The following is a 12,841-nucleotide window of genomic DNA, read 5'->3' on the forward strand; positions in this document are numbered from 1 at the left end:
TCACCCTCATTCTCTCCTGGCGCGGTGGCTCTAGTTCTTCTTTGGCCACCGTTCTCATCTTTGGTTAGTCTAAACTACAGTTCAAAAATAAAAGCGAGATATAGCAATCCTAAATGATTATACTCGTTACCAGGCAGAGCCTGGTAACGCATATCCGGAGGCTCTGCCTCCATAGTTTGGGCCGAGGCAGAGCCTCTGGACATCGGTTCCCAGGCAGAGCTTGGGAACCAGTTAACCAATTATTGAAACTGATTTAGGATTGCTATAGAGATAAAAACAATTGTTAGACCAATAACAGCAGCAGCATTAAAAATTGCGATCGAAATTGCAGAAAAGCGTGAAGCTGCTAAAATGGCTCAAAAACTCGCGACTCCCCCAAAACCTTATACGCCCAAAGAATCATCGGCTGAAGTGTTAGTTCCGAAGATTGGCAACGATGTTAAAACTTATTTTAAATACCCCATCCGAAACAGTGTTTACACTCGTATTACTGCATCAATTGACGCATTAGGCATTAAAGCGAGAAATGCTAAGACTGGTACAGGAACTTTAATTGTAGATTTTCAAGGCAACCACAAGAAGGTTTTGCGCGTCTGTGTATACGAAGGTCTAGCGACTCCTATAGCAAAGCTCACCCCTTGGGGAACTAGAACCATCAAAATGATTGACAAAAGCTTTCAATTTCCAATCGGGGGAAAAACTAGGGACGCAGCTATAACCGCATTTAAGACCCTGTTCGGCGATGGTGGTGCGCTCCGGCCAATGATGGGTACGACAAACGGTCGTGCAGAATTACTGCTAGGTAAGCAAGTTATTACTACCATCGAAAACTAAAAGTGATAACGCTTAACGCTGCTAACACGAACAAGTGGGTGCAAGTATGGAAGCTTAGTATACCTGCCTAACTAAGCACTCTCATAACAGACAAATCTGTCGAATCTTATAACATTGCCTTAATTACCCTAACCGTTGACGTTCTCTGCGGGATTGGGATTGTGCCGGCTTGCTAACTTAACAACAGTCAAATTCTGTTTTTCATAATTTTGGCGGACTTTCGCTGCACCCGACGGCATCGCCAAATTTGGCAAACTCCTATCTGGCAAGAAATTAAGCAGCGATCGCGCATTTAAACCGATTTTACACCCGATCGCTGTGGGGCGATCGCATCTAAATCAAATATTTGCAGTTAACGCTCAAAATCTCGCTCGTCCAATTGCTCTAGAGATCGAAGACCTTGCAGCAGCAGTAATTTCCCCCGATATTGCAAAATTGTCAATTTGCCTCCCCCACTTCTAATTCCTTGTGTTATTCTAATAATTGTGACTACTGGAATGATACTCAGAACGCAAGTTCTTTCGGTAATGCTGGCAATGGCTAGCGCACAAATCATCACCTTAAATCTTGTATTTAGGTGATGTGCGTTCAAATATAAAGCCATTTAGCTAAACCTGGAGGTGATGCCCATGATAGAAAGTAGTAAACGCATGGGTCATCAGATTGGAAACTACCGGCTGTGCGCCGGGGCCGCTCACTAGCAGTCAGCCGTCGTCTCCAACTGGAAACGACTTCCACGGGGAACCAGGCTGAGCTAGGGATTCTCCCGGCAGTCAGGTTCTAATCTGAAGACCCGCTAGACCGCTCTCACCTCAAATAGTGTTAAATCTTGAGTTATTAAAACTTGAGCTTCCACACTATTGGTGAGAGCGGATAGTTTTTGGTCAGGTTTTCTACAGGTGGGCAGTTAATATACCATTGCTAATCCCAAAGAAGAACAATTATGGCTGACCTACTTAACAATAATGAAATTCAAGAGCGCGCCAGTCAATTGTCAGGCTGGACGCTTGAAGGAAGGCAACTGCGCTGTACTCGTTTATTTAAAGATTTTATCGAAGCGATCGCCTTTGTGAATAAGTTGGTCGCCCCCTCAGAAGCCGCAGCACATCACCCCGACATAGAAATTTCCTACAACAAAGTTACACTTAACTTGACAACCCACGATGCCGGAGGCTTAACTGAGAAAGACTTTGCGCTAGCCCAAGAGATTTCTACGCTAGATTAAAAGAGTTCCCGTTTGCCCAACAAGAGCTCTGCATCTAGCCACAGTCCCCGATCGCGGAAAGCTCGCAAATAAAAAATCGACTTGGGGTTAAAATCGGGTGTGAAAAAGTCGAGAGCCCAAACGTTCAATGTATAAAAGGCTATTCCCCATCATCCGACCATGATCGTATTTGAAAAGCCAGAGTTCAAGAACGAGTCTGCTGCAGAAAAAACCGATCTGATAGAAAAGCTTTTAGATATTGGCGCCGCTCTGTCGAGCGCCCAAGATTTGGGCGACTTGTTATACTTAATTTTATCCAAAAGTAGGGAAATTACCTGCAGCGATGCTGGCAGCGTTTACTTAGTAGATCACAGCAACGAAACATCTAAGCTGCTGTTCAAGGTAGCCCAAAACGCTTCTCAACCCAGACTGTCGTTTAAGGAGTTTGCTCTGCCGCTGACAGACAAAAGCTTGGCGGGATATGTGGCAATTACAGGTCAAAGTTTGAACCTGTCTGATGCCTACGACTTACCCCTCGGCGTACCCTACCAGCTAGATACCAGTTTTGACAGAGATATTAATTACCGCACTTGCTCGGTAATGGTACTGCCGATGCAAAACCGACAGGGCGAGACAATAGGCGTACTGCAACTGATCAACCGCAAAACAAACGCAGATACGGTACTGACAGCAGACAATGCCTGGGCATCGACGCAGCAGTATTCGGAGTGGGAAGAAAGGATAGTTCGATCGCTCGCTTCTCAAGCCGCAATCTCGATCGAGCGCAACCAACTCCAAGACAGCATAGAAAATTTGTTCGAGGGCTTCGTCAAAGCCTCGGTGCAAGTCATAGAAGCCAGAGACCCCTGTACCTACGGCCATTCAGAACGAGTAGCAGCCCTGACAGTACGTCTTTCAGAAGAAGTAAACACCGTCAGCAGCGGAGGACTGCGTTCTATTTACTTTAACAACCGCCAAATTCAAGAACTTCGCTACGCCGCCCTGCTGCACGATTTTGGCAAAATTGGAGTGCCCGAAGCAGTTTTGACCAAGCAGAAAAAGCTCTACCCCGCACAGCTAGAAATAATTCGCCACCGCTTTGGCTTAGCTCAGCGGACTATGGAAATGGAATGCGTCCAGTCTAAATATAAATACTTGCTGGAGCATTCAGCCTACCGAAAACACCCGAGCCAGGAGTCAGAGTGCGCTCAATGCCAGGAAATCGAACAGCTAGACACTAAGCTAGCAGAGGCGAAAACCAGATTAGCAGAATACTGGGAAGTGCTGCTAGAGGCAAACGAGCCTCACATTTTGGCAGCAGAACCCCTAGATCAACTGCGAGAGATTTCTCTACAAACTTATAGAGATATAGATGGCGCAAGGAAACCCCTGCTGAGCCCAGACGAGATTCTGCAATTGATGGTGTCGAGAGGGAACCTGACGCCGGCAGAACGATCGGACATAGAATCTCATGTAACTCACACTTACGAGTTTCTCAAGCAAATTCCTTGGACAAAGGATTTAAAAAATGTTCCAGACATTGCCTACGGACATCACGAAAAACTGGACGGCACAGGCTATCCGCGAGGTTTAAACAAGTCAGAAATTCCAATTCAAGCGCAATTGATGACGATCGCCGATATTTACGATGCCCTGACAGCAGGCGATCGACCCTACAAGCGAGCTCTGCGGACAGATGCAGCGATGAAAATTTTGCGCCAAGAAGCTGCTCACAACAAAATCAACGCTGATTTGTTAGAATTGTTCGATCATCGCCAAGTCTTTAGCGTCCTCGGACACAACTTGGATGTGAAAGTCGAATCAGCCTAGACGAGTCGGTCGTGCTGTGCTAAAAAGTAAATAAGGCGATCGGGCGCTATTAAGAGTCAGCAGTCAAATCAATCGACAGCCCAAGTCTGGTCTGGTTTTGACGCGGTTGAGTACAGGTTAAAAAACAGGCTCTCCGCAGCCCTCAGTCACATCTATAAACTCGGTCAACCCGAAAGAATCAAAAGAAAAAGTGAAATTTTGGTCTTTTTTTAGAGTATGCTAGTTGAGCAACAACTGACCACATAGAAGACTAGAAAAGTTTCTCTGTAATCGGTGTGAGGATGAGAGTGAATATGTCGAAATTTTTGTGGAGTTACCTATTAATCAGCCCAGCAGTCTTAGGAGCTACCCTAGTAGTTTCTTCGAGCGCGATGGCAGCAGACGCTCAGCAGGCTGCTGATGCGCTCAACCCCGCTGCAGCAAAAGCTGAAACCGCTGAAACCTCCGAAGCGAAACTCAATGCTTTAGCTGCTGTTTCCGAAACAACCGCAGCCTCCGAGCCAGTAGAAGAAATTTCCGAAGCCGCCGCGGGCAGCGAAACCCAGGCAGCTATTGCAGATTCGGGCACGGCTGCAACTGAAAGTGCGATCGCCGGAGCCAACACAGCCCCTGCAGTGGCAAATCCCCAAGCAGCGGCATCACAAGCTACAAGTGAATCTTTAGCCGCAGTTGAGCCAAAAGTCGCTCAACCAGTTGAAAATTCTGCCCCGGCAGTCCAACTAGAAACCCCAGCCCCGGCAGCTACCGCTCTCCCAGAGCAAATCGGTGCAGCTCAATTAGAAACCCCAGCCCCGGCAGCTACCGCTCTCCCAGAGCAAATCGGTGCAGTTCAATTAGAAACTCCAGCCTCGGCAGTGGCAGAGTCGGCAGAACAAAATTTGCCCAAACCGGCTGAATCTGTAGCCCAAACTTCCGCACCACAAGATCAAAACCCAGCCGCCACATTAGAACAGCTCAACCAGTACAGCAGCGAAGGTGCTGCCGGCGGCGAAACTCAAGGTCAAGTTACCTCAGTATCTCAACTTTCCGACGTGCGGCCCACAGACTGGGCTTTCCAAGCACTGCAATCCCTAGTCGAGCGCTACGGCTGTATTGCCGGGTATCCCGACGGCACCTTCCGCGGCAACCGGGCGATGACCCGCTACGAATTTGCAGCCGGTTTAAATGCTTGCTTAGACAAGGTTAGCGAGTTAATTCAAGCAGGCAGTGGCAACTTCGCTACGAGAGATGACTTGGCAGCCCTTCAACGGCTCCAAGAAGAATTTGCAGCGGAACTGGCAACCCTGCGCGGTCGCGTCGATGCTCTGGAATCTCGGACAGCCGAACTCGAAGCCAACCAATTCTCCACCACTACCAAGCTGACTGGAGAAGCAATTTTCGCCCTCAGCGACGACTTTGGTGGCGACATTAGCGTTTTTGGCAGAGACAACAGAACCCTCGGTAGCGACAACAACGAAGCTGTCTTCCAACAACGGGTTCGTCTGAATTTAAATACGAGCTTCACCGGCAGAGACTTGCTCCTGACCAGGCTTCAAGTCGGTAACGGTCGCAACTTCAACCTTGGGGCTACCAGCGAAGGCACTCAAACTTGGAATGTTGTCGGCAGAACCGACAACGTTGTTGCCCTCGACACCTTGCTGTACAAGTTCCCCGTCGGTCCGCGACTGAACGTTACCCTTGCAGCCAACGCTGTCGTCTGGGACGACATTATGCCGACTGTCAACCCTTACTTTGAAGACTTTGACGGCGGCAACGGTTCATTGAGCACCTTTGGACAGCGGAACCCGATTTATCGCTTAGGTGGCGGTGCAGGTATCGGCTTTGACTACGCCTTCGGTGGCAGGGGCCTGCTGGGTGGCGTGTTTGGCCCGACTTCTCTGTCCTTCGGTTACTTGGCATCAAATGCAGCCAATCCTAGCCAGGGCGCGGGCTTGTTTAACGGCGACTACACAGCGATGGGGCAGTTGACTTTTACCCCCGGACGCAACTTGCAAGTTGCTTTCAACTATAACCACGGTTACTTTAGCAGAGGTAACTTTGGGTTTGACAATGGTTTAGGGAATGGGCCAGACAGTCTAGGCGGTTTCACTGGTACCGGCGTGGCTAATTCTCTCAACGGTTTGAGCGAAGGCTTTGAGGGCTTCCGCGCTCGCAAAGTGGTCAGCAACTCCTACGGTGCTCAGGCTTCGTTGCGGCTGAGCCCGAGGTTTATCCTTGGCGGCTGGGCTGGTTTAACCAATGCCCGCATTCTCGGCATCGGCGATGCGAAAATCTGGAACTACGCTGTCACCTTGGCTTTGCCCGATTTAGGGAAAGAAGGCAACTTGCTAGGGTTCGTGGTAGGTCGTGAACCTTACTTGGATAAACTTGAAGTTGCGAGCGATTTGCGGAGCTTCCGCAACGATGATTCGTATCACATCGAAGGGTTCTACAAGTTTCAGCTCTCGGACAACATTTCTGTTACTCCGGGCGTGATTTGGGTGACCAATCCCAATCAAGATGACCGTAATGATGACATCATCATTGGTACTCTGAGAACTACTTTCACGTTCTAATAGCGGGTTAGAGGAGGCAGGGCGGGTCATACCCTCTCTGCTGGCAACTCTAGATGCTAAGTTTAGCCCTGCCTGCTGCAGGGCTTTTTTGTCGATAGGCCGAATTGGACGCCGAGAATCTATTAAAAATTAAACAAGATCCGTCATAGACGCAGAAACCCGGTTTCTTGATTGAGGTAATACAGTCGTGGAAGCAGAGGAAGTCTAAACGAGCAACAGGGTTTCACTAAAGCCAGAGTGCGGAGCGTCCCAACGATCGAGAGATGAAAGTCGATTAAGTTCAGTGGAAAACCGGGGTATAATAAAAGGTAAAGTTAGGAGTTAAAATTTGGAACTCAACATTGAGGAGACTTTTAACATCTGACTTCAAAGTTGATAATTCTGATATTTGAAGCAATTATGGTAGAACTCTCCTGTAAAAGCGAATACGCAATCTTAGCTTTGCTGGAGCTTGCCGATTGCTACGATGAAGGCGAGCCTCTGCAAATTCGCCAGATAGCGGCTCAGCAAAATATTCCCGATCGATATCTAGAGCAGTTACTGGCTACCATGAGACGCTGCGGGCTGATTCGCAGCCAGCGAGGAGCTAAGGGAGGTTATATTTTGGCTAGGGAACCCTGGAAAATTACACTCCTAGAAATTATCAACTGTCTCGAAGGCTCAGAGTTCGATCGAGCTGAAAAAGACTCGCCTGCTCAAACTGTAGAAAGTGCTGTGATTTGGGAAGTTTGGCAAGAAGCCCGATCGATTGCCAACTCAGTTTTGCAAAAATATACACTACAGGATCTTTGCGAAAAGCGCAATGGCAGACGGCAGCTCGATATCATGTATTACATCTAGTTAATATTGCCAACTAGGAATTAACATTTACTTTCAACCACAAACTGACAAAGATTATGCGTATTGCTGGCGACATTACAGAATTGGTAGGGCGGACGCCCCTGGTGCAACTCAACCGCATTCCCCAAGCTGAAGGCTGCTTGGCTCGGATTGTGGTAAAACTCGAAGGCATGAATCCGGCAGCATCGGTGAAAGACCGCATCGGTGTCAGTATGGTCAATCAAGCCGAGGCCGAAGGGCTGATTACTCCAGGCAAAACGGTTTTAGTGGAACCGACTTCTGGCAATACCGGAATTGCTCTGGCAATGGTGGCGGCAGCTAAGGGCTACCAGTTGATTTTGACCATGCCGGATACGATGAGCACGGAACGCCGATCGATGCTGCGAGCTTACGGGGCCCAATTAGAACTGACTCCGGGAATTGAGGGTATGAGCGGCTGTATCCGCCGCGCTCAAGAGATTGTGGACAAAACTCCCAATGCGTATATGTTGCAGCAGTTTCGGAATCCAGCGAACCCGCAGGTTCACCGTTCGACAACGGCTGAGGAAATTTGGGAAGATACAGACGGGGAGGTGGATTTCCTGATTTCGGGAGTCGGCACCGGCGGTACGATTACGGGTGTCGCAGAGGTGATTAAGTCGCGGAAACCCGAGTTTAAGGCGATCGCCGTTGAGCCGGCCAACAGTCAGATACTGTCGGGCGGAAAGCCAGGGCCTCACAAAATTCAAGGTATCGGTGCTGGTTTTGTGCCGCCGGTGCTGAATGTGGATTCGATCGACGAAATTATAGTTGTTACGGATGACGAGGCGATCGCCTACGGCCGCCGCTTGGCCAGAGAAGAAGGACTTTTGTCAGGTATTTCCAGCGGTGCGGCACTGTGTGCGGCGGTGAAAGTCGGCAAGCGTCCCGAAAATGCAGGGAAATTGATTGTGATGATTCAGCCTAGCTTCGGCGAACGCTATCTCAGCACTCCCTTGTTCCAAGATCCAGAACTCAATCTGGCGATGGCCCTCAACTAGGTCACCCTCCGGCCCAAGTGGCAGAAACACAGAGCAGGGCGTACAGTGTACGCCCTGCTTGGCTTTGGTTTTTACCTTAAAGAATTGCGATAGATTGTAGCTGCCTCGATCGCGAATGATGCCGAATTTCTGAAGGCGCTTTTTTTGAACTGCTTTCGGCGCGTTAGCGAAGCGAGCGTTAAGCGCTCTTGTAAGGAAGAGAATAGAGAAGAAGAGAAGGAGCTAACAATTGGTGGAAGGAGTGCTATATGAGTCCCCAATGTCGATCGGCTTGCCACTTCAAAAGCATCAATGTTTTTCTAAAATAGATTTATGATAAGTTGAAAAGAGACGTTTTTTACTTACAATTTTTGACATTTATATCATATAAATACCTAATAAATTAGCAAATAATGATATTTTTGTCAAGCACTTTTTCGCAGATTATCCAGATTTCAAGGAAATAACAGCGTGTCTTCCGTTACCAATCACTACAAAACCCTAAAGATTAGCCCAACCGCAACACAAGCCGAGATTAAACAAGCATACCGCCGTTTAGTCAAAATATTTCATCCAGACAGCCACAGCTCCAAAGCCGATCACGAAGAGATTGTCCGCCTCAATGCAGCCTATGAAATATTAGGAGACGCCCAGCACAGACAATCTTACGATCGCCAAATTTCCGACCCCAGCGAACAGCAATCACCAACCGCACCAAACGTCAGCCGCCAGCAAACACAAACAGCACGGGATGCCGACGAACAAATGGAACAGTGGCTGATTAAAGTATACAAACCCGTCAATAGAATGCTCAACAGCATCTTGAAGCCACTTAAAAAAGAAATAGACGAATTGTCCGCAGATCCGTTTGATGACGAACTGATAGAAAAGTTTCAACTTTATATCGAAACCAGCCGCGAGTTTCTCAAAAAAGCTCATAACTTTCTTACATCCATGCCCAATCCATCTAATGTAGCCGGAGTTGCGGCGCATCTCTACTACTGTATCAATCAAGTCGGAGACGGCATAGAAGAATTGCATTTATTTACCCTAAATTATGACGATCGCCACTTGCACACCGGCCAAGAACTCTTTAGAATTGCTGCTAGACTGCGGCGGGAAGCACAGGATGAATTAAAAATTAAAAGTTAGTTAGTCAAGGAGAGGGGAGAGTGGGAGAGTGGGAGAATTGCCCAATTACCAATTCCCAATCCCCTCAAAATCCATCCGTTAAATCCATTAAATCCCGATTCACTGCGCGTTGCCGAACTTCCTTCCCGTATCAAATTCCAAAAAGAACTTGAATTCGCTTGCGAATTTTAAGAAAAGGAGTTTGTCCCAGAGAGTCGCCATCTAACAATCCCAAATCTCTCAAAGCTTGCTGGCGTTCCGACAATTTTTGAGCAATCTGATCTGCTAAATTCGGTTGTTCTCTTAAAAGTTTTTGCAAGTCGTGGCGTTCCACCACAAACAAAATTGCATCTTCGCTAGTTTTTACAGTCGCCGTTCTGGGAGTTCCCAACAGCAAAGATATTTCCCCAAAAAACTCGCCCTCGTGAAGCGTAGCAATATACTGACCGGCTTTTTGAGAAAGAACTTCTACAGTACCCGAAAGAATAATATAAAAAGAATCGCCAGGGTCATTTTCTTTACATACAACCTGTCCCGCTGGAAATAGTTGTCGGTAGCCGTATTCAATTAACTGTCGCAGTTCTAAATCCGTACACTGTTCAAAATAAGTTACTCGCCTCAACAAATCTCGCAGCGTCCAATTATTAGGGGATTTAGGCCCTGGATTTTTAGGTTCAGGAACCGGGGGATTAGATTTTATCTCTGCTGAATGTTTGGCATTATGCGGAAAAACTTTTCCGTTAGAATTATCATCTTTGTTGTTGTAAAAAAGTTTAGTTAACTCTTGGGGGTTTCGCAGCCACAAATCCCGCTGGGGAAAAGGAATTTCGATATTTCGGTGGCGCAATTCGTAATCTATTAAAAAATTAACTGCACTTTTAATGGCATCGCTTTCTTGTGGCTGGTCAATCCAAACTAAAAGTTCAAAATTTAAAGCGTTATCTCCAAAACCGTGAAACCATACTTTAGGAGAAGGATGGGACAAAACATTCGATTCCATCCGCGCCGCAATTAACAGCGCTTCCGTAACTATTACTGGGTCAGATCCGTAAGCAACCCCGACGGGGATGTGGAGGCGGCATCTGGGGTCTCTGTAACTCCAGTTAATAATGTTAGTTTCGACAAACTTAATATTTGGTATAATCACAAACAGTCCGTCAATGGTTTTAATAATTGTGGAGCGGATGGAAATAGTTTCTACAGTTCCTAATAAATGGTCAATCTCAATAAAGTCTCCGACTCTAATTTGGTGTTCAAATAGCAGGGTGAGACCGCTGATAAAGTTGCTGGCGAGATTTTGCAAGCCGAAGCCGAAACCAATGCCGACAACCCCAGCCAAGACGGTGAGAGAAGTGAGGTTTATTCCGGCACTTTGCAGGACGAATATACAGCCAAGAGTTGCTAAAATATAACTAATGATGGTGGAAATTGCTTCTCGACTGCCGCGATCCAATCCCATCCGAACTAGCACGCTGCGCTTGATTCCTTCGCTGATAATCTTAGCTACAATCAAGGCAAATATAGCTAAAACTATCAGTTTGACGATCGCACTGATGGACAGATGAGTGTTCCCGATATAGAATAGCGGGGTTGTCATCGCACCCGAGAAATGTTCAAAAAAGCGATCGGCTCCTGCAGTAATCCAATTCATTAATATTTGGTAATAGGTAATTGGTGATCGATCGTGGGTAATTAGTTTTGAGCGCAACTGAACCGCCAACTGCTAACTATTGCAGAGCTTAGGCGAAAAACTCTAATGGTGGAGTGCCCTGTGTTGCAAAAAAGGTGGATTCCCTTAGGGATAGATCCGCTTCAGGCACTTTCTCAAAGGCTGGTAACTGATAGGTTAGTAACTGATGGCGAAAAACTATTTTGTAGCGGTATTTTCTGCCGGATATCTGTATTGTGCCGTAAACCCGGCCCTGCGGCTCGATCGAGCAACGACGTGTTGCCAATATCTGGAAAATTGGTAGAAATTCATTTACAGCACCCTCAAGTTATTGAAAAATTCCAGCAAAAATTAGTTTATCCTTAAGAAGTAAGTCCTTTACAGAACTTAACAAGCTTACCCTACTTGACTTTTATGCAGTGCATCATCAATCGTCGGGCACAGTTTTCGGCGAGTCACCGGTACTGGCTACCGGAGTTGAGCGAAGCCGAGAACTTTGAGCGGTTTGGCCCAACTGCCCGCGCACCGGGACACGGACACAATTACGTCCTTTACGTTTCCATGATAGGCGAACTCGACGAGTACGGCATGGTGCTCAACCTGTCTGATGTCAAGCACGTCATCAAGCGGGAAGTTATCCAGGATCTCGATTTTTCCTACCTTAACGAAGCGTGGCCGGAATTTGAGCAGACTCTGCCAACTACCGAAAACATAGCACGGCAAATTTGGCTGCGGCTAGCCCCTCATTTACATTTGAGCAAAATTCAATTGTTTGAACATCCCGAACTTTGGGCTGAATATTTAGGAAACGGAATGGAAGCTTATTTAACTCTGTCCACTCATTTTAGTGCGGCCCATCGGTTGGCTCGTCCCGATTTGAGTTTTGAAGAAAACTCGGAAATTTACGGCAAATGTGCTCGTCCCAACGGTCACGGTCACAACTATCATTTAGAGGTGACAGTTAAAGGAGAAATTGATGCGCGGACTGGCATGATTGCTGATTTGGGAGCTTTGCAAAAAGCAGTTGACGATTATGTTGTTGAACCCTTCGATCACACTTTTTTAAATAAGGATATTGCTTATTTTGAGAATGTTGTGCCGACTGCGGAGAATATTGCAGTTCGGATCGGGCAATTATTGCGATCGCCCGTTCGGGAATTGGGCGCGGAGTTGCACAAAATTAAGCTGATTGAAAGTCCGAATAATAGCTGTGAAATTTACGGTGCTGATTTAGATGAAGTGGGGGCGGAACGTCAGCAGCCGGAAGCGATTTTAGCTGGGGTTTAGAGCTGAATATCTGCTGGTAGATTCACCAGTCTTCTCTGTAGGTTTGAGAGTCCGGCAGTCCGACAGTCCGACAGGGGTTGAAAACCCCTGTCTCATAGCTAAAGTCCTCTGAAAGAGGACTACAATTAATAATATTTTCCTTGAGAAGTTGGCTCATTTTTAGCTTCTTCCAGAGCATTATACTTTTGTAAGAACTTCAGAGCGATCGCCTGGAGAATCCTCAAAGATTGCGCCTTGTTTAATCAGGTCTTGCTTCATCGATTCAGAAATGCCTAAGTTCGCTCTGAATCGGGCTTTCTCAACCCGAGTCTTACTCAGGTCGGCACCACTCAGGTCGGCACCACTCAGGTCGGCACCACTCAGGTCGGCACCACTCAGGTAGGCACCACTCAGGTCGGCACCACTCAGGTCGGCACCACTAATGTCGGGAAAAATAAGCTCGTGAAATATGAGTTACTGAGATATATCGTACTCAGATATAAGGAAGGAAATT

At 47.2% G+C, this 12,841-nt stretch carries 13 protein-coding genes; 9 read left to right on the top strand and 4 right to left on the bottom strand.

The genetic code is table 11. The features are described 5' to 3' along the window. The first annotated feature begins 351 nt into the window (after positions 1–351). Entirely contained in the window at positions 352–834 is a 483-nt protein-coding gene (locus E5S67_RS24130) for a hypothetical protein (protein WP_172190901.1), read from the top strand. A gap of 128 nt (positions 835–962) precedes the next feature. Here the strand turns inward: E5S67_RS24130 and E5S67_RS34130 are convergent, their stop codons facing one another. Next, complete coding sequence (locus tag E5S67_RS34130; RefSeq protein ID WP_281363569.1) at positions 963–1,088, bottom strand: hypothetical protein; 126 nt, start codon at positions 1,086–1,088, stop codon at positions 963–965. 98 nt (positions 1,089–1,186) lie between these two features. Then, positions 1,187–1,438, bottom strand: coding sequence for a hypothetical protein (locus tag E5S67_RS24135; RefSeq protein WP_172190902.1), 252 nt, complete (start codon positions 1,436–1,438; stop codon positions 1,187–1,189). Positions 1,439–1,777: 339 nt separating this feature from the next. On the opposite strand from E5S67_RS24135, the gene E5S67_RS24140 reads away from it, so the two are divergent. The 6 genes from E5S67_RS24140 (at position 1,778) to E5S67_RS24165 (ending at position 9,413) form a co-directional block, all read left to right on the top strand. Continuing rightward, positions 1,778–2,059 carry a 4a-hydroxytetrahydrobiopterin dehydratase gene (locus tag E5S67_RS24140; protein ID WP_172190903.1) on the top strand — a complete coding sequence of 94 codons (282 nt, stop codon included), beginning with the start codon at positions 1,778–1,780 and terminating at the stop codon, positions 2,057–2,059. Positions 2,060–2,218: 159 nt separating this feature from the next. Beyond that, on the top strand, positions 2,219–3,868 hold the full coding sequence (locus E5S67_RS24145; RefSeq protein WP_172190904.1) for an HD domain-containing phosphohydrolase: 1,650 nt from the start codon (positions 2,219–2,221) through the stop codon (positions 3,866–3,868). Between the two features lie 293 nt (positions 3,869–4,161). After that, positions 4,162–6,423, top strand: a complete 2,262-nt coding sequence (locus E5S67_RS24150; protein ID WP_172190905.1) for an iron uptake porin — start codon at positions 4,162–4,164, stop codon at positions 6,421–6,423. Between the two features lie 399 nt (positions 6,424–6,822). Beyond that, positions 6,823–7,263, top strand: a complete 441-nt coding sequence (locus tag E5S67_RS24155; RefSeq protein WP_172190906.1) for an RrF2 family transcriptional regulator — start codon at positions 6,823–6,825, stop codon at positions 7,261–7,263. 56 nt (positions 7,264–7,319) lie between these two features. Next, entirely contained in the window at positions 7,320–8,282 is a 963-nt protein-coding gene (cysK, locus tag E5S67_RS24160) for a cysteine synthase A (protein ID WP_172190907.1), read from the top strand. 450 nt (positions 8,283–8,732) lie between these two features. Continuing rightward, the gene (locus E5S67_RS24165) at positions 8,733–9,413 is read left to right on the top strand and encodes a DnaJ domain-containing protein (RefSeq protein ID WP_172190908.1); all 681 of its coding nucleotides are present in this window, start codon (positions 8,733–8,735) and stop codon (positions 9,411–9,413) included. Positions 9,414–9,543: 130 nt separating this feature from the next. Here the strand turns inward: E5S67_RS24165 and E5S67_RS24170 are convergent, their stop codons facing one another. Further along, the gene (locus E5S67_RS24170) at positions 9,544–11,043 is read right to left on the bottom strand and encodes a cyclic nucleotide-binding domain-containing protein (protein ID WP_172190909.1); all 1,500 of its coding nucleotides are present in this window, start codon (positions 11,041–11,043) and stop codon (positions 9,544–9,546) included. A 120-nt stretch (positions 11,044–11,163) separates the two neighbouring features. Between E5S67_RS24170 and E5S67_RS24175 the strand changes: the two genes are divergently transcribed. After that, the gene (locus tag E5S67_RS24175; protein WP_216670684.1) at positions 11,164–11,427 is read left to right on the top strand and encodes a hypothetical protein; all 264 of its coding nucleotides are present in this window, start codon (positions 11,164–11,166) and stop codon (positions 11,425–11,427) included. 48 nt (positions 11,428–11,475) lie between these two features. After that, the gene (locus tag E5S67_RS24180; RefSeq protein WP_172190911.1) at positions 11,476–12,348 is read left to right on the top strand and encodes a 6-carboxytetrahydropterin synthase; all 873 of its coding nucleotides are present in this window, start codon (positions 11,476–11,478) and stop codon (positions 12,346–12,348) included. 177 nt (positions 12,349–12,525) lie between these two features. Here the strand turns inward: E5S67_RS24180 and E5S67_RS33635 are convergent, their stop codons facing one another. Continuing rightward, complete coding sequence (locus E5S67_RS33635; RefSeq protein WP_339382711.1) at positions 12,526–12,798, bottom strand: pentapeptide repeat-containing protein; 273 nt, start codon at positions 12,796–12,798, stop codon at positions 12,526–12,528. Between the last annotated feature and the right edge of the window lie 43 nt (positions 12,799–12,841).

Origin of the sequence: Microcoleus asticus IPMA8, assembly GCF_013179805.1 — a bacterium.
GTDB lineage: Bacteria > Cyanobacteriota > Cyanobacteriia > Cyanobacteriales > Microcoleaceae > Microcoleus > Microcoleus asticus.

What these genes read in the sequence shown, in the direction of transcription:
- E5S67_RS24130 (WP_172190901.1), top strand. Translation starts at nt 352, where the DNA reads ATGGCTCAAAAACTCGCGACTCCCCCAAAACCTTATACGCCCAAAGAA.
- E5S67_RS24135 (WP_172190902.1), bottom strand. Translation starts at nt 1,438, where the DNA reads ATGGCTTTATATTTGAACGCACATCACCTAAATACAAGATTTAAGGTG.
- E5S67_RS24140 (WP_172190903.1), top strand. Translation starts at nt 1,778, where the DNA reads ATGGCTGACCTACTTAACAATAATGAAATTCAAGAGCGCGCCAGTCAA.
- E5S67_RS24145 (WP_172190904.1), top strand. Translation starts at nt 2,219, where the DNA reads ATGATCGTATTTGAAAAGCCAGAGTTCAAGAACGAGTCTGCTGCAGAA.
- E5S67_RS24150 (WP_172190905.1), top strand. Translation starts at nt 4,162, where the DNA reads ATGTCGAAATTTTTGTGGAGTTACCTATTAATCAGCCCAGCAGTCTTA.
- E5S67_RS24155 (WP_172190906.1), top strand. Translation starts at nt 6,823, where the DNA reads ATGGTAGAACTCTCCTGTAAAAGCGAATACGCAATCTTAGCTTTGCTG.
- cysK (WP_172190907.1), top strand. Translation starts at nt 7,320, where the DNA reads ATGCGTATTGCTGGCGACATTACAGAATTGGTAGGGCGGACGCCCCTG.
- E5S67_RS24170 (WP_172190909.1), bottom strand. Translation starts at nt 11,043, where the DNA reads ATGAATTGGATTACTGCAGGAGCCGATCGCTTTTTTGAACATTTCTCG.
- E5S67_RS24180 (WP_172190911.1), top strand. Translation starts at nt 11,476, where the DNA reads ATGCAGTGCATCATCAATCGTCGGGCACAGTTTTCGGCGAGTCACCGG.